Annotated in this window: 24 protein-coding genes; 7 read left to right on the top strand and 17 right to left on the bottom strand. The window is 46.7% G+C overall.

What is annotated here, in order from left to right:
* Window positions 1–29: 29 nt before the first annotated feature.
* From ACMUEV_RS23700 to ACMUEV_RS23685, 4 genes are read right to left on the bottom strand one after another with little or no spacing between them, the layout of a single operon-like run.
* The gene (locus ACMUEV_RS23700) at window positions 30–740 is read right to left on the bottom strand and encodes an ABC transporter ATP-binding protein (protein WP_017286625.1); all 711 of its coding nucleotides are present in this window, start codon (window positions 738–740) and stop codon (window positions 30–32) included.
* A 36-nt stretch (window positions 741–776) separates the two neighbouring features.
* Entirely contained in the window at window positions 777–1,541 is a 765-nt protein-coding gene (locus tag ACMUEV_RS23695) for an ABC transporter ATP-binding protein (protein WP_190653561.1), read from the bottom strand.
* A 59-nt stretch (window positions 1,542–1,600) separates the two neighbouring features.
* Window positions 1,601–1,861 (bottom strand): hypothetical protein, encoded by a 261-nt coding sequence (locus ACMUEV_RS23690; RefSeq protein ID WP_190653560.1) that lies wholly within the window; start codon window positions 1,859–1,861, stop codon window positions 1,601–1,603.
* Complete coding sequence (locus tag ACMUEV_RS23685; RefSeq protein WP_017286628.1) at window positions 1,858–2,127, bottom strand: helix-turn-helix domain-containing protein; 270 nt, start codon at window positions 2,125–2,127, stop codon at window positions 1,858–1,860. Before ACMUEV_RS23685 ends, ACMUEV_RS23690 begins: the two co-directional genes overlap by 4 nt.
* 167 nt (window positions 2,128–2,294) lie before the next feature.
* Here ACMUEV_RS23685 and ACMUEV_RS23680 point away from each other — a divergent pair, with 167 nt between their 5' ends.
* The 3 genes from ACMUEV_RS23680 (at window position 2,295) to ACMUEV_RS23670 (ending at window position 4,494) form a co-directional block, all read left to right on the top strand.
* Window positions 2,295–2,801 carry a DUF2396 family protein gene (locus ACMUEV_RS23680; protein ID WP_190653559.1) on the top strand — a complete coding sequence of 169 codons (507 nt, stop codon included), beginning with the start codon at window positions 2,295–2,297 and terminating at the stop codon, window positions 2,799–2,801.
* Window positions 2,802–2,864: 63 nt separating this feature from the next.
* Entirely contained in the window at window positions 2,865–3,740 is an 876-nt protein-coding gene (locus ACMUEV_RS23675) for an Rpn family recombination-promoting nuclease/putative transposase (RefSeq protein ID WP_190653558.1), read from the top strand.
* Between the two features lie 8 nt (window positions 3,741–3,748).
* Window positions 3,749–4,494 (top strand): IS1 family transposase gene (locus ACMUEV_RS23670; protein ID WP_415354656.1). Its coding sequence is split into 2 segments (ribosomal slippage): window positions 3,749–4,004 and window positions 4,004–4,494, totalling 747 coding nucleotides; the frame shifts between segments, so codons are not numbered across the junction.
* 113 nt (window positions 4,495–4,607) lie between these two features.
* On the opposite strand, the gene aroF is transcribed toward ACMUEV_RS23670, so the two are convergent.
* The 6 genes from aroF to ACMUEV_RS23640 form a co-directional block, all read right to left on the bottom strand.
* The gene (gene aroF / locus ACMUEV_RS23665) at window positions 4,608–5,669 is read right to left on the bottom strand and encodes a 3-deoxy-7-phosphoheptulonate synthase (RefSeq protein WP_190649180.1); all 1,062 of its coding nucleotides are present in this window, start codon (window positions 5,667–5,669) and stop codon (window positions 4,608–4,610) included.
* Between the two features lie 101 nt (window positions 5,670–5,770).
* Window positions 5,771–6,313: a PAM68 family protein gene (locus ACMUEV_RS23660; RefSeq protein ID WP_190649177.1), complete on the bottom strand. Its 543-nt coding sequence runs from the start codon at window positions 6,311–6,313 to the stop codon at window positions 5,771–5,773.
* 6 nt (window positions 6,314–6,319) lie between these two features.
* Complete coding sequence (rpsO, locus tag ACMUEV_RS23655; protein ID WP_017286633.1) at window positions 6,320–6,589, bottom strand: 30S ribosomal protein S15; 270 nt, start codon at window positions 6,587–6,589, stop codon at window positions 6,320–6,322.
* A 66-nt stretch (window positions 6,590–6,655) separates the two neighbouring features.
* Window positions 6,656–8,251 (bottom strand): alpha-amylase family glycosyl hydrolase, encoded by a 1,596-nt coding sequence (locus ACMUEV_RS23650; protein WP_190649174.1) that lies wholly within the window; start codon window positions 8,249–8,251, stop codon window positions 6,656–6,658.
* A 38-nt stretch (window positions 8,252–8,289) separates the two neighbouring features.
* A complete protein-coding gene (locus tag ACMUEV_RS23645; protein WP_190649171.1) occupies window positions 8,290–8,958 on the bottom strand; it encodes a 4'-phosphopantetheinyl transferase family protein in 669 nt (222 codons plus the stop codon).
* Entirely contained in the window at window positions 8,955–9,626 is a 672-nt protein-coding gene (locus ACMUEV_RS23640; RefSeq protein WP_190649166.1) for a DUF2834 domain-containing protein, read from the bottom strand. The genes ACMUEV_RS23645 and ACMUEV_RS23640 overlap by 4 nt, the downstream gene beginning before the upstream one ends.
* 41 nt (window positions 9,627–9,667) lie before the next feature.
* Between ACMUEV_RS23640 and cutA the strand changes: the two genes are divergently transcribed.
* The 4 genes from cutA to ACMUEV_RS23620 all read left to right on the top strand — a co-directional run bounded on the left by cutA (window position 9,668) and on the right by ACMUEV_RS23620 (window position 11,387).
* Window positions 9,668–9,994 carry a divalent-cation tolerance protein CutA gene (cutA, locus tag ACMUEV_RS23635; RefSeq protein ID WP_190649162.1) on the top strand — a complete coding sequence of 109 codons (327 nt, stop codon included), beginning with the start codon at window positions 9,668–9,670 and terminating at the stop codon, window positions 9,992–9,994.
* On the top strand, window positions 9,964–10,476 hold the full coding sequence (locus tag ACMUEV_RS23630) for a GNAT family N-acetyltransferase (RefSeq protein WP_242044289.1): 513 nt from the start codon (window positions 9,964–9,966) through the stop codon (window positions 10,474–10,476). The genes cutA and ACMUEV_RS23630 overlap by 31 nt, the downstream gene beginning before the upstream one ends.
* A 93-nt stretch (window positions 10,477–10,569) precedes the next feature.
* Window positions 10,570–10,770, top strand: coding sequence for a hypothetical protein (locus ACMUEV_RS23625; protein ID WP_017286639.1), 201 nt, complete (start codon window positions 10,570–10,572; stop codon window positions 10,768–10,770).
* Between the two features lie 26 nt (window positions 10,771–10,796).
* The gene (locus tag ACMUEV_RS23620; RefSeq protein WP_190649160.1) at window positions 10,797–11,387 is read left to right on the top strand and encodes a pseudouridine synthase; all 591 of its coding nucleotides are present in this window, start codon (window positions 10,797–10,799) and stop codon (window positions 11,385–11,387) included.
* On the opposite strand, the gene ACMUEV_RS23615 is transcribed toward ACMUEV_RS23620, so the two are convergent.
* From ACMUEV_RS23615 to ACMUEV_RS23585, 7 genes are read right to left on the bottom strand one after another with little or no spacing between them, the layout of a single operon-like run.
* Window positions 11,344–11,532 (bottom strand): hypothetical protein, encoded by a 189-nt coding sequence (locus ACMUEV_RS23615; RefSeq protein ID WP_017286641.1) that lies wholly within the window; start codon window positions 11,530–11,532, stop codon window positions 11,344–11,346. The genes ACMUEV_RS23620 and ACMUEV_RS23615 overlap by 44 nt on opposite strands.
* 27 nt (window positions 11,533–11,559) lie before the next feature.
* Window positions 11,560–13,242, bottom strand: a complete 1,683-nt coding sequence (locus ACMUEV_RS23610; protein ID WP_190649157.1) for an NAD+ synthase — start codon at window positions 13,240–13,242, stop codon at window positions 11,560–11,562.
* A complete protein-coding gene (locus ACMUEV_RS23605; RefSeq protein WP_190649154.1) occupies window positions 13,239–13,586 on the bottom strand; it encodes a DUF86 domain-containing protein in 348 nt (115 codons plus the stop codon). The genes ACMUEV_RS23610 and ACMUEV_RS23605 overlap by 4 nt, the downstream gene beginning before the upstream one ends.
* Window positions 13,583–13,879: a nucleotidyltransferase family protein gene (locus tag ACMUEV_RS23600; RefSeq protein ID WP_190649151.1), complete on the bottom strand. Its 297-nt coding sequence runs from the start codon at window positions 13,877–13,879 to the stop codon at window positions 13,583–13,585. Before ACMUEV_RS23600 ends, ACMUEV_RS23605 begins: the two co-directional genes overlap by 4 nt.
* A gap of 11 nt (window positions 13,880–13,890) precedes the next feature.
* Window positions 13,891–14,634 (bottom strand): NUDIX hydrolase, encoded by a 744-nt coding sequence (locus ACMUEV_RS23595; RefSeq protein WP_017286647.1) that lies wholly within the window; start codon window positions 14,632–14,634, stop codon window positions 13,891–13,893.
* A complete protein-coding gene (locus ACMUEV_RS23590) occupies window positions 14,598–15,185 on the bottom strand; it encodes a nicotinate-nucleotide adenylyltransferase (protein ID WP_190649148.1) in 588 nt (195 codons plus the stop codon). The genes ACMUEV_RS23595 and ACMUEV_RS23590 overlap by 37 nt, the downstream gene beginning before the upstream one ends.
* On the bottom strand, window positions 15,182–16,516 hold the full coding sequence (locus ACMUEV_RS23585) for a nicotinate phosphoribosyltransferase (protein WP_190649146.1): 1,335 nt from the start codon (window positions 16,514–16,516) through the stop codon (window positions 15,182–15,184). The genes ACMUEV_RS23590 and ACMUEV_RS23585 overlap by 4 nt, the downstream gene beginning before the upstream one ends.
* Between the last annotated feature and the right edge of the window lie 121 nt (window positions 16,517–16,637).

Raw genomic sequence — 16,637 nt, 5'->3', positions numbered from 1 at the left:
GTCCTTAGAGTTGATTTACCACGTTTTGATTACCCTAAGTAAGCTTGTTTTACACGATCGTCACCCAATAATGCTGAAGCGTTTCCAGAAAGCGTAATACATCCCGCTTCTAAGACATAAGCGCGATCGCTAATTTGTAACGCTAAATTTGCATTCTGCTCCACCAGAAGAATCGTTACGCCTGTCGTTTTCAACTGGGCAAGAATCGAAAAGATTTCACGCACGATCGTCGGCGCTAAGCCTAAACTGGGTTCGTCGAGTAACAACAATTGAGGACGACTCATCAAAGCGCGCGCGATCGCCAACATTTGTTGCTCACCCCCACTGAGCGTCCCGGCAAGTTGATTGCGCCGTTCTGCGAGTCGAGGAAAGAGTTGAAACTGCCGCTCCATATCAGCTTTGATTCCAAACCGATCTGAGCGAATATAAGCCCCGAGTTCTAAATTATCCAGCACGGTTTGTCGGGCTAAAACTCTTCTGCCTTCTGGACTATGAGCGATGCCTAACTTGACGACTTCGCTGGCACGACGCTGCGTGATGTCTTGTCCGGCGTAGATAATTTTGCCGCTGCGGACTCCTACAATTCGAGAAATCGCCCGCAGCGTCGTGCTTTTTCCTGCGCCATTGGCTCCGACTAGGGTGACGACTTCACCGGGATTGATCTGAATGTCGATCGCTTGTAATGCCTGAATACCACCATAATTGACGCTGAGATTGATCAGTTCGAGCAAAGGAGACATAGGACAGCTAGAAAAGCAAAGTGACTGTATTGTCGCCTATTCGCCGCCTAAATAAGCTTCAATGACCGCTCGATCATTGCGAACCTGAGCCGGATCGCCCATTGCAATCAGTTGTCCAAAATCCAAAACGGCAATGCGATCGCACAATCCCATAACTAAAGGGACGTGATGTTCAATTAATAAAATCGTCAGATTAAAGCGATCGCGGATTTGACGGATAAATTCACTCAGTTGATGTTTCTCGTTCAAATTCATACCCGCAGCAGGTTCATCGAGCAATAACACCTGCGGCTGAAGCGCTAAAGCTCTGGCAATTTCTAAGCGGCGTTGTTCACCATAGGGCAAATTGCGCGATTTCTCTTCCGCGCGATCGCTCAGTCCTACCAATTCCAACAGTTCTAAAGCCGCTTGTCGAGTCGTCTGTTCTTCCTGAGCGGCGGCTCCGATAACCCCTTGAAGTAATCCACTGCTCGTTTGCAGATGTCGAGCAATCATCACATTTTCCAAAACGGATAAGTTGCTAAACAATCGAATATTTTGAAATGTACGAGCAATCCCTTTCGCGGCAATCTGATGCGGACGGAGCTTAGAAATTTCTGCTCCGTTGTATAGCATCTGTCCACTCGAAGGTGGAATCATCCCCGTTACGAGATTAAACAAAGTGGTTTTCCCGGCTCCATTCGGCCCAATTAACCCAAAAATTTCTCCGGGATTGACCGAGAAACAAACCGCATTCACTGCGACTAATCCACCAAAGCGACGAGTCAGTGATTTTGCTTCGAGTACCGGAGAAGAAACCATCTTCATTTCACCCTTTGGAATTGATTGCCGCGAAGTTATAGATTGCCTTATGAGCAGCGCTAAGCCTGAGCAAGGATTGTCCAAGCCCCAAAGCGATCGCCGTAGTACGCCAAGATTTTTTCAACCTGGGCACGCGCTTCTGAACTAGCGGTTTGTGAGAATTGAATTTCTAAACTTCCCACTTGGCTCAGCGTGTAATCAAACTGCTTCGAGGTTTGTGGAGTGAGTTCCGTTTGAACCCCCTCTACCTGAGATAAATGAGCAGCGACCTCGCGATACACTGCTAACGGCAATTTGGGATTTTGAACCGAATAACTCATACCGCTCCGTTATAAGGGGGCAAGGGACAACAATTGACATCATCTAGGCAAACCTTGCCCCACTGCAATGCCCAGCGCACTAAGGCGACCCGGTTTTCCGTTTCGGTCTTCGTGAGAATGTTACTGATGTGGTTATCGACAGTTCGCTTACTGATTTCTAGTTTTTCGGCAATGTCTTGGTTCGTCAAGCCAGCAGCGACCAATTCAATGACCTGCAATTCACGCTCTGAAAGAGGCGCTTGTGCCTGAGATTCGCCCTCTGCCATATCGATAGCCCTGCGCTGTGTATATGTACTTATCCATCTATTCTAGGTGGAATTGCTCAATCCGCAAATGGAATCTCCTGATAGCAAGGATTAAAGGAATTAGAGGAATCCCAATGCTCAAGATGAAAATCGTTAGACTAGACAAAGTGATTTTCTGAGGCTGGATCATGCAGCATCCAAAAACGAATGGGGTTCACGATCGCAAAACGTTGAATACACAAGAAGCCTTTCCTTGCCCAATTTGTCGGCATGGGCAAATCGAAGCCTTAACCTTGATGGATGCATTTGCCTGTAATTTCTGTCGCCATATTTTCACAACGAATCTCAAAGAGCAAACGGTACATGTGGAGGACAGTTCGCAACCGATGACCTGGCGCTGGAATGGGCGGAAATGGCAGACGGTCAATCAGACAGATCTGGACTTGTCGATCATTATTTGGATGGTCGGACTTGCGCTGGTCGTTTTGCCCCCTAGCTTGATCTGGCTACCCTCGAAGATTTTTGTGCCATTGGATGGGGATTCAGGAGCCTGGTTTCCGACGTTCTGGATCGCGTTGACGTTTGGGCTGCATTTCACGTTTGTGGCTTGGCTGATGGCGGAGCATTATCAATTGCCGTTTTATGTCGCAGGAAAGGTGAGAATCCGGCGCTGGTTAGAGCGGTTTTCGTCTTGAGTCAATCTTGCAGGAAGACAAATAAACCAATACATTTGATCGAGTGAGTTTGCAGATTGCTGTATGCGGCGCGATCCAATTTTTTATCAAATGTTCCAGCGTTCTCCTCAACTGCTGTTTGATTTGATCGGCGATCGTCCTCACAATGCAGCAAGTTATCAATTCGATTCTGTTGCTGTCAAAGAGCCAAAGTTTGAAATTGATGGGGTCTTCCTCCCACCTGAATCTGAGCCTGGGATCGTTTTCTTTTCTGAAGTGCAGTTCCAAAAAGATCAAACGCTTTATGAGCGATTGTTTAGCGAATCCTCGCTGTATTTTTATCGCAATCGATCGCGTTTTTCTGACTGGCAGGCTGTGATTATTTATCCTTCACGCTCAGCCGAGCAAGATGATATTCATCCGCATCGGTCTTTGCTCAATGGCGAACAGGTGCATCGAGTTTACTTAAATGAATTAGGTGAGATTCGTTCATTGCCGGTTCCAATCGCTGTTGTAGTCTTAACGATCGTCAAAGAAGAGCAAGCCGCAGATGAAGCGCGATATTTGCTGACTCGTACACAGCAAGCGGACTTCCCTGATCAAGAGCGCCAGAACATAATAGATGTTGTGACCTCGATTATGCTGTACAAATTTTCCAGTTTAAGCCAAACGGAGATTGGAGCAATGTTGGGACTAGATTTGACTGAGGAACCAAGGGCGATTCGGGAAGCAAAGGAAGAAGGAGAACGATCGCTGATTTTCCGACTATTGACCAAGAAAGTGGGGCAGCTTGACGAAGCGATGCGAAGCCAGGTTGCGACTTTATCCTCTGAACAGCTTGAGCAGTTGGGTGAAGCGTTATTGGATTTCGCAACAGTGAAAGATTTAGAAACTTGGCTCTGGCAGTGTTCTAGATGTGTGGATATATGGCAGAATGAAAACGATGTGTTAGAGGGCTGAGTCTAGAGATGGTCCTAGAACCTGTTCAATGTCCCGATTGCCAGAGTGTGGATGTCGTTAAGCATGGTCGCAGTGCTGCTGGAAAACAACGGTATTGTTGCCGTAACTTAGAGTGTTCCAGACGATCATTTATCTTGAACTTTAGCTATCGAGGACGACTGCCTGAAGTCAAAGCGCAAATCAGTGACATGGCAATCAACGGCAGTGGTATTCGTGATACCGCCAGAGTGTTGAAGATTAGCCCAACGACTGTGATTGAAACGCTGAAAAAAAGTCAAGCCAACTTGAACAAGTAAACACAAGTCTGCTCGAACAGCACCAACCGGATAACACGGCAGTCATGGTCGTCAGAGTCGAGGCGGCGGAGCTGGACGAGATGTGGAGTTTTGTCGAGTCAAAGCAGCATCAACGATGGTTGTGGCACGCGATTGACCATCAAACTGGAAAAGTACTTGCCTATGTGCTAGCCACCCATGAAGACTCAGCTCTTAAGCAACTTCAGCAACTGTTAGCTCCTTTTTCGATTCAGCGGTTTTACACCGATAGTTGGGGAGCTTACTTGCGATTGCTAGATGAGCAGCACCATACGGTTGGCAAAGCCAACACACAGCGCATTGAGCGGAAGCATCTAACTTTGAGAACTCGGATCAAGCGACTTGCCAGAAAGACGATCTGTTTTTCCAAGACTGAGAAGATGCATGATACTGTGATTGGATTATTCATCAACCGTCATGAGTTCGGGCGAGCAGTATAACGTTATGCCCACACATCTAGAACACTACCCTTGGCTCTCTGAGCAAGATTGAACTTTGCACAAAAAATCCTCAGGTGTCAAAGACACCTGAGGACTGCTTTCAAATTTTTAAATTAGACACCGACAGGTTGACGTTGTTCTGTCCAGCGTCCGAGGGGTTTACCGACGATCGCTAAATCGCGCATCAGTTGATCAAACGCATCAGGAGTCAGAGATTGCGGCCCATCAGAGAGCGCTTTCTTCGGATTCGGGTGAACTTCGATCATCAGCGAATCGGTTCCAGCCGCGATCGATGCCATTGCCATCGAAGGAACATATTCTGCGCGTCCGGTTCCATGGCTCGGATCAATCATGATCGGCAGGTGAGTCAATGTTCTCAGCACTGGAATCGCAGAGAGATCGAGCGTGTTACGAGCGTATTGGCGATCGAAGGTACGAATTCCACGCTCACACAAGATTACGTTCGGATTTCCTGCAGCAAGAATATATTCTGCCGCCATCAGCCAATCTTCGATCGTTGCGGCCATACCCCGCTTGAGCAGAATCGGCTTGTCTTGTGCGCCGACTTTCTTCAACAGCGAGAAGTTCTGCATGTTGCGCGCGCCGATTTGAATCACGTCTGCAATTTCTGCCAACGGTTCGAGATCAGAAGCATCCATCAATTCGGTGATGATCCCCAATCCGGTTGCTTCACGGGCAGCAGCTAATAAGCCTAATGCGCTTTCACCATGACCTTGGAATGCATAAGGAGACGTTCTCGGCTTAAATGCACCGCCTCGGAGGAATTGAGCACCAGCCGCTTTAACGCGCCGTGCCGTTTCGATGATCATTTCCTCGTTTTCAACCGAGCAAGGACCTGCAACTGTGACGATCGGGTGATGCTCTCCGATATAAATCACACCATTGGGAGTCGGGATGGCAACTTCACTCGCTTCACCATTGCGGTACTCGCGGCTTGCGCGTTTGAAAGGTTGCTCAACTCTTAAAACTTGTTCAATCCAAGCGCTAGCTTCTTGAATTTGCAGCGGATCCATTGCGACAGTTTCGCCAACTAGCCCGATCACAACTTTGTGCTTACCGACGATCTTTTCCGGGCTGAGTCCCCAACTGACGAATTCCTCAGTGAGGCGAGCAATTTCGGCTTCTGGGGAGCCAACCTTCATAACCACAATCATGTTAAAAAATCCTGCTGAGTGTATTGATTCTGTAGCGTGCTGATTGAGCTAGAATCCGCCCTGATCAGCAGTGCATTTTTCATCGTAGCCTGATCGATTGCCTAATTCTCGCTGCGCGGTTGCTTTTGTCGCGCCCGTGCTTCTTTCCAGGCTCCTGCTAAGCGACCTACATTCGTTGTAAATTCGCTCGCTCCAACGAGTCCGCCGACTCGATCTTCATCCCAAGAGGCGGATAGCACACCGTAGGACAATCCAATCACCCCTAACCCAAAAAAGAGCATACTCACCAGCACCACGGCAACATTCGGCAGTTTGTAAATGCCTTGGGTGACGATGAAGTAGCTGACCACAAATGTAGCGATACCCAGCGTGGTTGGAATGCCGCAAAAAAACGCCATCCGTCGCGCCATTCGTTGAGTCACAACTTCCGGGATGGGGGCTGGGGCTGGGGCAGCAGGTCGAGCGGCTGGCTTCTTCACCGAGGTTGGTCGTTTCTCGATTAAGCCAGATTTGCCCGACGACTTCATGCTGGCTTTCTTTTCGGGTTCGGGCGCAGGTTTAGCAGGCTTCGCTGCTTTCTTGCGTCCTGGCTCGAAAGGTAGGCGCTCTGGTTGGGGATCAGGGGTATTGGATTCGGAAGCCATTGATGATTAACCCCGGATGCCGAGGCGCGCAATGAGTTCGCGGTAGTGTGCAGCGTCACCTTTTTGGATGTAGGCGAGCAGACGCTTACGCTGACCGATCATTTTCAAAAGTCCGGTGCGAGATGCGTGGTCTTTTTTGTTGCTGCGGAGGTGAAGGCTGAGTTTGTTGATCCGCTCGGTGAGGATGGCAACTTGGACATCAGCCGATCCGGTGTCGGTTTCGTGAACTTGATATTGGGTGATGATTTCTTGTTTGCGCTCTTGTACCAGTGCCATTACGTTGTCCTGAATTGCGATGAATACGGCAGTTTACAATATTATCACAGCAATTCGGGAGCAGGATCATTGGAGCAAAATTTTGGCGCTGAAACTGGGAAGATCGATCGCACTAGGGTCAACCTCTTGCCCATCGCTCCAATCTTTCCAAGTTCCATCAGCGGGAAAATGGTCGATCGCATAATTCTCAAAATCTTGATCTGAGAAATTGGCAACAACGACCACTCTTTCTCCTGCCTCATTCCACCGCACATAGGCTAAAACTTTGCCGTTCTCATGGAAAAATTCAAGATTGTCGCTGCGTAAGGATGATTTTTCATGCCGCAGTGCGATCAGGCGTTTGTAAAAGTCAAAAAGAGGCTGATTTTTCTGAAGCAGTGACCAATCAAGTGGGTTAGGTTCAGTTGTCGTTTCGGTTTTGTACGTGTCTTGTCCGAATTCGTCCCCCATCCAGAGCATAGGAATTCCAAGGGCAGTGAATTGAATCATTGCGCCGAGTTTGATGCGATCGAGATCATCAATGCCAGCGTCTTGCAGTTCGACGATGAGATGTTCGCGATCGTGGGTTGCGAGATAGTTAATCACAGAAGTCGCACCTGCATAGCCTTGCGGTTGAGCCGCGATAGCAGATTTGAATTCGTTGAAGTCGATGTCTTTGCCAATCAGTAGATCTGTGAGAAAGTAGCGAAAGCTTTCATGCCAGCAGGCATCAAATACGCCTTGCGGTTTGCAGATTTCGCTAGAGTCGGGAATGTGTTCTGCAATGTGAAAGAACGGCTTAGGAACTTGAACCTGATCAAATAACCAGCCAAAGAATTCATCGTTCGCAATTTGGCGAACGGCATCATAACGGATACCATCAATGTGATACTCATGAGTCCAGAATTGCACGATGGCATTGACGTAGTTCCAAGTTGGGCGGATGTCGCGATCGGGGTCGTAGTTTTCGTAGCTGAGTTCAGGCCCCCAGTAGTTCGCATCGTCTTCAGGGTAATGTCGATCGTGGTAGTACCAATAATCTCGATCTATTAGCAATAACGGGCTTTCTTCATGCGTATGATTGAAAATACAGTCGATGAAAACGCGAATTCCACGCGCATGGCATTCATCGACAAAAGATTTGAAATCCGCAGGTTTGCCATAGCTACTTTCTAGGGCAAAAAAGTGTTGAGGCATATATCCCCAACGGTAATCGCCCGCATATTCAGTAATCGACATTAGCGCGATCGCATTAATGCCTAATTCGCTGAGATAATCGAGCTTTTCTAAGGCTTGTTTGAATTTCGTCGGATCAGAAGGATCGGCATTACAGAAATCAGCAATGTGCATTTCGTAGAGAACTAGATCGCGATTATCAGGGAGAAAGCGATCGTCATGTTGCCAAATAAAGGTATCTAAGATGCGTTGACCTTCTTTAATATGAACGATGCCATTTTGAGTTTTACGATCCATTTCTGTCATGTACGGATCGTTAGTTTCAATCCATTTATCTTGATGTTTAATGCGAAATTTATATTGATAATCACCATCTTTTAGCTCAAGCTGAACTCGGAAAAAGCCTGTTTCATCTTTCTCCATCGGAACGCCTTGCCAATCCGAAAAAGAACCAATAAGCTCCACTGCTTCGTTGCGAGGCGCGAAGAGATTAAACTCGATTGTCATATTGTTGAGGAGAGCATACTTTCTGGAGTATTGCTTGACTAATCAATCTCCTGCATCTCACCTGTGAGTGATTTAAAAGACTTCAATTCGAGAGATGGACAGTTTTGCTCAACTGCGATGGCTCCAGCAAAATCATCTTGAATGGATAGCTGCTGGAGATGCCATTTTCGCGATCTCGCTTCCACTGGAATCGTCTTTAATTGTGCATTCTCAATCTCTAATTCTTTCAGTTTTGAAATTCCGGTTCCAATCGCTTTGAGAAACGCTTCTTTGCAAGTCCAGTACTGAAAAAACAAAGCATGATCGACTCGAATTGCTTTGTACTCCGAAGGTAGAAAGAATCGCTGCACTAGAGCTTCTAAATCATCCATCGGTCGAATTGCTTCAACATCAATTCCCACAAGTCGATCGTAAGTGACTGCGTATAAAGCTAAATGCTGCGAATGAGCCAGATTGAATTGAATTCGCGATCGCTTGAGTGCAGGTTTTCCATACGAACTATATTCAAACTCCAGAGCCATTGGATCGGTTTGACAATAGCGGGAAAGCAGCGATCGCAAAAACGATCGCCCTGCAATAAATCGTTTGCGATGCTGCTCAAATTTAAATCGATCGGCTCTGATTTGTTCATCAGCAGATAAGAGATGAAGTTGCACCTCGTCTAAGTTCACTTGCCAAATGTGGACTTCAGAATCGCCTAACTTCATACTGCAACTTGCTCAGATGGAACAGGAGTCGATTGCTCGATCGTGGGTGGACGCAATGCCAAATAAATAAACGCTCCAAAGAACGGGACGAATGACAGAATCTTGAACACTTGTGAATCAGTTAAACCACGTCGTTTCATATCGTCTTGCAACAGAATCGGAAACAATGCACATAATAGACAAAAATCTAAACTCATTACATGAATGAATCGGCTGGTCTGCCACTGTTGCACAAAGTTAATCCAATCGCCATTCATCACTCCGTAAAGAAATAGACCAATTCCGCTGAGTGCGATCGCGCTGCCTGTAATTCGAGAATCCAAAATCTTGAGTAGCCAATTTTTCTGTCCCTGAAAGGTCGGACTTGGCTGACGGAAAATCAAATACGGCAATAACGCAAATGCACCAGTACCAAATGATGCAAGCGTAAACAGCCAAGCCGGAATTTTTTGCGATCGACCATCCAAGAATGTGATGCAACTATACGCCATCGGCAGAACGCCCATGATATTAAAGAGCGCCACAATCAAAGGATTCACCCCTGCGATCTTTCCGGTTGAGAGATTGATAATTAAATCAAACGTGTCAGGCTGCTGAGGAGGAGCAAGCGTGAAAGCATAGCTTACAAAACCGATCCATACTAAAGTCAACAGGATTTTTTTGCTCATGGCAATTACACTGAAAGTCGCTAGGGTTCATTTTTAAGCTTATGACACAATCAGAGTTCGGAGTGATTTTAGTAACCGCAAGCTCAAAGGCTCAGGCGGAAATGCTAGCGCGATCGCTGGTTGCTGCGAAATTAGCAGCCTGCGTAACACTCCTACCCGTACAGTCCGTCTACACTTGGCGAGAGGAGATTCACCAAGAAGAAGAATGGCAATTGGTCATTAAGTCAAAACTCGATCGCTTTGCTGAACTCGAAGCGAAAATCCGCGAACTTCATTCTTACGAAGTTCCTGAAATTATTGCCCTCCCGATTGTTCAAGGATCACACCCTTATTTGCAATGGATTTCTCAGCAGGTTACGCCGCAATGATTCGAGATGCTGTTGAAGCGGATTTACCCGCCATTGTTGAAATCTATAATCACGCAGTTGCGGCAAAAACCATTACGGCTGATGTTGAACCTGTATCAGTCGAGAGTCGATTCGATTGGTTTCGATCACATTCACCCGATCGCTATCCTTTATGGGTTCTAGAGCGAGACCATCAGATTGCAGGCTGGTTTGCATTTCGCATGTATTACGGTCGAGAAGCCTATCGATCGACGGCTGAAATTAGCTTGTACGTTGCACCGAAATTTCATCGACAAGGAGTTGGGCAGACTTTGCTCAAACATGCGATCTCACAATCTCCAAACCTCGGCATTAGAACGTTGCTCGGCATTGCTTTTGCTGAAAATATGCCCAGTGTTGAATTGCTGAAAAAATTCGGCTTTGCCCAATGGGGATATTTGCCCGAAGTTGCTCAATCCTGGCAGTGCGATCGCGATGTGATTATTTTGGGACGAAAGATTTAAGTTCGCAATAAATTCCGTAATGCCACCGATTGTTCAACTGTGTCATCTTGGACGAATTCCGCCATAATGAACAAGCTGTTCTCAGACATATCGATGGTTCGTCATTTCCCACTGATTAAGTTTCCGACCGCTTGGACATTAGTTCTAGTGATTACGATCGCGCTGCTATTCAATACGCCGATCGCGCGCACAACAAAGCCGCTGCATGAATTAAAAATTGTGCTGCAACTGTCAGAAACAACTTCAAATGGTCGATCACGCCGCTGGCTCACATTGCCCTTCCTAGGATCGTAAAATCAAGCAAGTCTTTGGCAATCGTTATGCCTCACTTGCTGTTTTATAAACCTTACAATGTGCTGAGTCAGTTTACCGATGACTCACCGAATCCTCGATCGACGCTAAAAGATTTCATTCCTGTGCCGAATGTTTACGCGGTCGGTCGGCTCGATCAAGACAGCGAAGGCTTGATGCTGTTGACGGATAACGGTCAGCTTCAGCACCGACTCAGCGATCCAAAATTTGAACATTCCAAAACCTATTGGGTACAAGTTGAAAACATTCCAACAGACGAAGCGATCGCTCAATTACGAAAAGGCGTAAAAATCAAGGATTATTTAACTCGTCCGGCGATCGTCGATCGACTGGCTCAGCCAGATTTACCTGATCGCGATCCACCGATTCGCTTTCGCAAAAACATTCCGACCGCTTGGCTCGAAATCACGTTAACTGAGGGACGAAATCGCCAAGTTCGCCGCATGACTGCATCTGTGGGATTTCCAACTTTGAGACTGGTTCGAGTTGCGATCGGAAAGCTTCGCCTCACAGGACTATCTCCCGGAGAATGGCGAGAATTAACCCCCGATGAACTTAGCTACCTTCGTCAAACTCAACGTTCTCGATCTGCAATTTGAGTAAGCGATTTTCATAGCGACGATTGCGGCGACGACCTTTAGCAGGTGTGGCACGTTTATGAGATCGCTTATCGTTCACTAAATGCTCGATATCCTGAGCATCGTCCCAATTTTGTAAATCGTCTGGAGAAGTTCGTCTCGTCATCGGTCCTGCTTCACACAACTACATATTTTACGAATTGTGAGAAATTTGAGCAATCCAGCGACTCGCGATCGGCATTCTCCACCCGGTTCCAAACGCGCGATCGGTAACTTTCAATCCAGGCGGAGCTTGTTTGCGCTTGAATTCCGCAATCCGAACTAATTTCGCCACTCGTTCGACGATCGCAGCGTCATGTCCGGCTGCAACGATTTCTGTTAAAGATTGATGCTGGTGAAGATAGCGATCGAGAATATCATCCAACACGTCATACTCTGGCAATGAGTCTTGATCTTTTTGATCTGGCTTCAGTTCTGCACTCGGAGGCTTGGTCAGAACATTGTTCGGAATGATTTCAGCAGAGCGATTTAACCATCCGCACAGTTTGTAGACTTGAGTTTTTGGAACATCTGCGATCGCAGCAAGTCCCCCATTCATATCGCCATACAACGTACAGTAACCAACAGCGACCTCAGATTTATTCCCAGTCGAAACGAGTAGATGTCCGAATTTGTTCGATACTGCCATCAGCAAGGTGCCGCGAATTCGAGACTGTAAGTTCTCTTCTGCCAGTCCAAAGGGCGTTCCAGCAAACAAGGGATCGAGCGTGTGGTCAAAACATTCCATTAAGGTTCCAATTGGAAATGTTTGAGTCTGAATTCCCAAATTCTCAGCGAGTGCTAGAGCATCTTGGATCGAGTGATCTGAACTATAAGGCGAAGGCATTAAAATACCGAGAACGTTATCTTTGCCTACTGCTTCAGATGCGATCGCAGCAATCAAAGATGAATCAATCCCACCACTCAAGCCCAACACAATCTTAGAAAAGCCACATTTGCGGGCATAATCTCGCACACCCAGAACTAATGCTGCCCAAAGTTCAGCTTCTTTACACTCTGGTGCAGGCGCGATCGAGCTTTTCTCGAAGTCTTGCTTTTCTGAATCGTACTCAAGCACGACCCAATCTTCTTCAAAGCTCACGGCACGTGCAATCAGTTCACCTTTTCTATCGATCGCAAGACTCGCCCCATCAAAAATCAGATCATCATTGCCACCCACCTGATTCGCATAGATCAACGGTTGATTGAACCTTACCGCTCCATGCTTCAACATTGCTTCTCGAAGCTTTTGCTTTCCAACCGTGTAAGGAGACGCAGAAAGGTTAATCGTAAAATCGACTCCTACTTGAGCTAAATCCGCGATCGGGTTCAAGTTATACGTGCGTTTTCCCCAGAATTCCTCATCATTCCAGAGATCTTCACAGATTGTGACTCCAATCCGAACGCTATCTAGCTCGAACTGATTCGGCTCATTTCCCGGTTCAAAGTAACGATCCTCATCAAAGACATCGTAGGTTGGTAGTAACCGCTTATGAAAGATTTTGAGAATGTTGCTTTTCTCAATCAGAGCGACGCTGTTAAACAGAGGCTTACCACCTGTAGAAATCGCTTCCGCATTCGGCTCAACTGTTCCGATTAGCACTGCTACACCTTCAGGCAAACTTGATGCGAGTTGAGAAAGCTGCTGTGCCATTGTTTCAACAAAGCTTGGATGCAGCAGTAAATCGCGAGGAGGATAGCCGCAAAGTGAAAGTTCTGGAGTCAGTAACAAACGAACACCTTCGGATGCTGCGCGGTGAGCTGCTTTGAGAATTTTGTCCGCGTTACCTTGGAGATCTCCGATCGTCGGATTGAGTTGTGCGATCGCAATTTTCATGATGGTGTGGAATTCAAAGTTTGCAAGATTTCTAGAATTTTCGGTTTGAGACTAGGCAATTCAATTTCGATAATTTCCCAAACAATCGCCAGATCAACTCTTAGATAGTCATGAACAAGTACATCTCGAAATCCAGCCATTCTTCGCCATGGAACATCTGGATGAGCTTGTCTAAGTTCTGGAGAAAGGTTTTTAGTTGCATCGCCAATTACTTGAAAGTTCCGAATAACGGCATCTTGAATTAAAGTTGATGCTGAAAATGCGTCTTGTCCAGCAGTAGTATATTCTTCAATTCGGGCAACACATTCTGCAATGCAGGTCATGTTTAAGCCATCGTCAATCATAAGGAAACTGCCTCTTTCAAGACACGATCGCGAATCCGCTCATGCAGCATTTTCTCAGTTGCAACATCCACTTCTCGCCCTAGTAGATCTTCAAGATCTTGAATTAATCCAACAGGAAACCAGGAGCTATGTTTTTCACCCATATCCACTAAGAAATCAATATCGCTCTTACTATTTGCTTCATGACGAGCAACGGAGCCAAAAACTCTGATATTGTAAGCTCCGTGCTTACGCGCGATCGCTAAAATCTCTTCTCGCTTATCGGCTAGTAATTCTTCAATCCCAAGTCCCATAATTTCAACACTCAAATAAACACTAAAGGCTTATCTTTTAGTGGCGCAAATGCCTCAGCATCAAAGCGATATAGACTTGCCGGTCGCCCCGCTCCTCTGGAAACTTTTACCCCAGTATCTGAGAGAAACCCAAGCTTGAGTAAGCGCGATCGAAAATTAGAATAATCTGAAAAGTTTTCTCCCAACACAGTCGTATAAAGCTGAAACAAATCACTCAGCGTAAACAGTTCAGGCAATACATCAAACGCAACCGGGCTGTACTCTAATTTGTTTCTTAAACGTCGATGACCATACTCCAAAATCTTGTTGTGATCAAAGGCAAGTTCAGGTAATTGATCCACAGGATACCAAGCTATTCCGCTCACCCCATCTGCAATCAGTTCAGCTTCTGCAAATCGAACTAACGCAAAATAGCTCACCGATAGATACCGCACGTCATAACTATCTTTCGCCTCACGCGGATCGCGATCGGGGCCACCAAACGTATAAAGCTGCTCCAAATAGAGATTACGCGCCCGAATCTTCTCTGACAGAATTCGATACGCCGCATCTTCTAGCGATTCCCCTTGGCGAACCAGTGTCCCAGGCAAACTCCACTGACCCAAAAACGGCTCCTCATGACGCATCACGAGCAAAACCAGTAATCGATTTTGCGCCGTATCGACTGAGAAAATCGCGTTATCGACTCCCACCCTGAAATCTGCAAGTTTCTCTCCTATTAATGAACTGGTTGTTTTTCGATGTGTGCGTGGCATGGATACAATTGCTCCCGATCGATATAAGCCTGAATTGAAGCGGTCACCCCAGATAAGTCACAGCCTTCGCGATATGCCGTTGAAGAAACATCTGGAACACTTGCCGGGGCAATCTCAGTCTTCGCGCCCAAAGTCTTCAACTGCTCCAAATCTTCTTGAGTAAATGAATAGCGCGATCGCGGAATCACTAGCACTTGAACACGCTGCAACAATTCTTGAGCACGATACCATTTCGATAATTGCCTCGCGACATCAAATCCGACCACTAACGTTAATTCTGCATTCGGATAGCGTTGCTGAATGCGATCGACCGTAATCAGAGTTCTCGGATGGCTCAATTCTGGATGCACTTCCACGTTGGCACAAGCTAACTCATCCACCAAAATTTTCAGCATCTCGGTTCGATAACTCAACTCAGTTTGCTGAGATTTAAACGGATTGTCGGCGGCCCAAACTGCAACGTGATCAAATCGCTGCGAGAGCCAGCGCAAAATCTCTAAATGTCCCGTCGTAGGCGGATCGGCACTTGTTCCAAATAACGCGATTCTCATGCGTGGCGGCTCCGGGTACGATCGGTTAACTCAGATAACGCTTGGGATAGTTCGACTGGAATCGATACCGGGTTTTCAAGACATCGAACCGCTTTTGGCAATCGCGCAACATTGACCGTTGCCCGATCGCGAATTTCAGCAATCGTCTCCGGTTCATTGACTCGCTCTCCCTGCTTCAAGACTAATTGTAATAAGGGAATTTCACCATTCGCAGCTTCTGTGATTAAACCTAAGCGATCGCCGTTTTCACCTCGAAAAATTTGCTTGCGCCCTGGATAAGTCATCTTTCCAGTTGCTTCCTTCATCACAGGAATGCCATCAATTTCGACCAATTTATAAACGCCATTCACAGGCGCACCTGTGACAAGTTGCGTGCCTAAGCCATACCCCTCAATACATGCACCCTGAGCTTTCAGTTCCGCAATCCGATATTCATCTAAATCGCCACTGGCAAAAATTGGAACGCCAGGCAGCAGCGATCGTACTTTTCTCGAGAGATCAACCAAGTCACCTGAATCAAGCCGCACACCCGAAAGCTGAATTTCTCCGGCTTGAAGCTGTTTAGAAAGCATTTCCGCCGCCGCGATCGTGTCATAGGTATCAATTAATAATGGCGCACCTGGAAAGTAGCGATGAAAAGCTTGAAACGCTTGAGATTCAGTACCTTCGATCGCACCCAGCGCCATCACCAACGAATGCGCCATCGTTCCAGCAGGTTTACGATCCAGCTTCAAAGCTGCCAAAACATTTGAAGTGGCATCAAGTCCGCCTGCTAATGCCGCTCGGGCTGCCCAAACTGAGGCTTGTGGACTAAACGCCCGCCGAGTTCCAAACTCTAGCAATGTCGCATCTTTGCCTGCAATATCTCGCAGCCGCGCCGCACGAGTTGCAACCAAAGTTTGATAATTAATCACATTCAGCAAATAAGTTTCCACCAATTGCGCTTGCCACAGCGGAGCTTCAACTCTCAAAAATGGCTCATTGGCAAAAATTGCTGTCCCTTCTGGAACCGCCCACACATCTCCTTCAAAGCATGCTGTTTCTAGCACCGTCCAAAATTCAGCGGGCGCATCGTCAAAAATCCCGGTGGCTTGCAGTGCTGAAATTTGATCTAAGCTAAATCGAAAACTTTCTAAATAATCTAACGCTTGTGCGAGACCCATCGCGATCGCGTAACCAAAACCTTTGGGCAAGCGTCGCGCTGAAAGCTCAAAACTGGCACGTCGTTGATCCAAACCCTCGCCCACATAACAAGCTGACATTGTTAACTGATATAAATCAGTGAGCAGACTGTAATCTTCAGGTTGAATTGTCAGTTTAAGGTCTTCCACCCAAATCCTCCTTAGATGCAAAAGGGTTGTGAGAGTTAGGGGGCAGTTGAAAGCGCTTCTTCATCTAAATTATAGTTAATTTAACCAAAAGTCAAGCGACCCTTTCTGATTTTTCTAGCGA

The organism is Leptolyngbya sp. FACHB-1624 (assembly GCF_047649235.1).
Lineage (GTDB): Bacteria > Cyanobacteriota > Cyanobacteriia > Leptolyngbyales > Leptolyngbyaceae > Leptolyngbya > Leptolyngbya boryana.
The sequence above is the reverse complement of the archived record's forward strand: the minus strand, read 5'-3'. Positions and strand labels throughout refer to the sequence as shown.

Coding starts and splice junctions, on each gene's coding strand:
- ACMUEV_RS23700 (WP_017286625.1), bottom strand. CDS start 740: ATGTCTCCTTTGCTCGAACTGATCAATCTCAGCGTCAATTATGGTGGT.
- ACMUEV_RS23695 (WP_190653561.1), bottom strand. CDS start 1,541: ATGGTTTCTTCTCCGGTACTCGAAGCAAAATCACTGACTCGTCGCTTT.
- ACMUEV_RS23690 (WP_190653560.1), bottom strand. CDS start 1,861: ATGAGTTATTCGGTTCAAAATCCCAAATTGCCGTTAGCAGTGTATCGC.
- ACMUEV_RS23685 (WP_017286628.1), bottom strand. CDS start 2,127: ATGGCAGAGGGCGAATCTCAGGCACAAGCGCCTCTTTCAGAGCGTGAA.
- ACMUEV_RS23680 (WP_190653559.1), top strand. CDS start 2,295: ATGCAGCATCCAAAAACGAATGGGGTTCACGATCGCAAAACGTTGAAT.
- ACMUEV_RS23675 (WP_190653558.1), top strand. CDS start 2,865: ATGCGGCGCGATCCAATTTTTTATCAAATGTTCCAGCGTTCTCCTCAA.
- aroF (WP_190649180.1), bottom strand. CDS start 5,669: ATGATTGTGGTTATGAAGGTTGGCTCCCCAGAAGCCGAAATTGCTCGC.
- ACMUEV_RS23660 (WP_190649177.1), bottom strand. CDS start 6,313: ATGGCTTCCGAATCCAATACCCCTGATCCCCAACCAGAGCGCCTACCT.
- rpsO (WP_017286633.1), bottom strand. CDS start 6,589: ATGGCACTGGTACAAGAGCGCAAACAAGAAATCATCACCCAATATCAA.
- ACMUEV_RS23650 (WP_190649174.1), bottom strand. CDS start 8,251: ATGACAATCGAGTTTAATCTCTTCGCGCCTCGCAACGAAGCAGTGGAG.
- ACMUEV_RS23645 (WP_190649171.1), bottom strand. CDS start 8,958: ATGAAGTTAGGCGATTCTGAAGTCCACATTTGGCAAGTGAACTTAGAC.
- ACMUEV_RS23640 (WP_190649166.1), bottom strand. CDS start 9,626: ATGAGCAAAAAAATCCTGTTGACTTTAGTATGGATCGGTTTTGTAAGC.
- cutA (WP_190649162.1), top strand. CDS start 9,668: ATGACACAATCAGAGTTCGGAGTGATTTTAGTAACCGCAAGCTCAAAG.
- ACMUEV_RS23630 (WP_242044289.1), top strand. CDS start 9,964: ATGGATTTCTCAGCAGGTTACGCCGCAATGATTCGAGATGCTGTTGAA.
- ACMUEV_RS23625 (WP_017286639.1), top strand. CDS start 10,570: ATGGTTCGTCATTTCCCACTGATTAAGTTTCCGACCGCTTGGACATTA.
- ACMUEV_RS23620 (WP_190649160.1), top strand. CDS start 10,797: ATGCCTCACTTGCTGTTTTATAAACCTTACAATGTGCTGAGTCAGTTT.
- ACMUEV_RS23615 (WP_017286641.1), bottom strand. CDS start 11,532: ATGACGAGACGAACTTCTCCAGACGATTTACAAAATTGGGACGATGCT.
- ACMUEV_RS23610 (WP_190649157.1), bottom strand. CDS start 13,242: ATGAAAATTGCGATCGCACAACTCAATCCGACGATCGGAGATCTCCAA.
- ACMUEV_RS23605 (WP_190649154.1), bottom strand. CDS start 13,586: ATGATTGACGATGGCTTAAACATGACCTGCATTGCAGAATGTGTTGCC.
- ACMUEV_RS23600 (WP_190649151.1), bottom strand. CDS start 13,879: ATGGGACTTGGGATTGAAGAATTACTAGCCGATAAGCGAGAAGAGATT.
- ACMUEV_RS23595 (WP_017286647.1), bottom strand. CDS start 14,634: ATGCCACGCACACATCGAAAAACAACCAGTTCATTAATAGGAGAGAAA.
- ACMUEV_RS23590 (WP_190649148.1), bottom strand. CDS start 15,185: ATGAGAATCGCGTTATTTGGAACAAGTGCCGATCCGCCTACGACGGGA.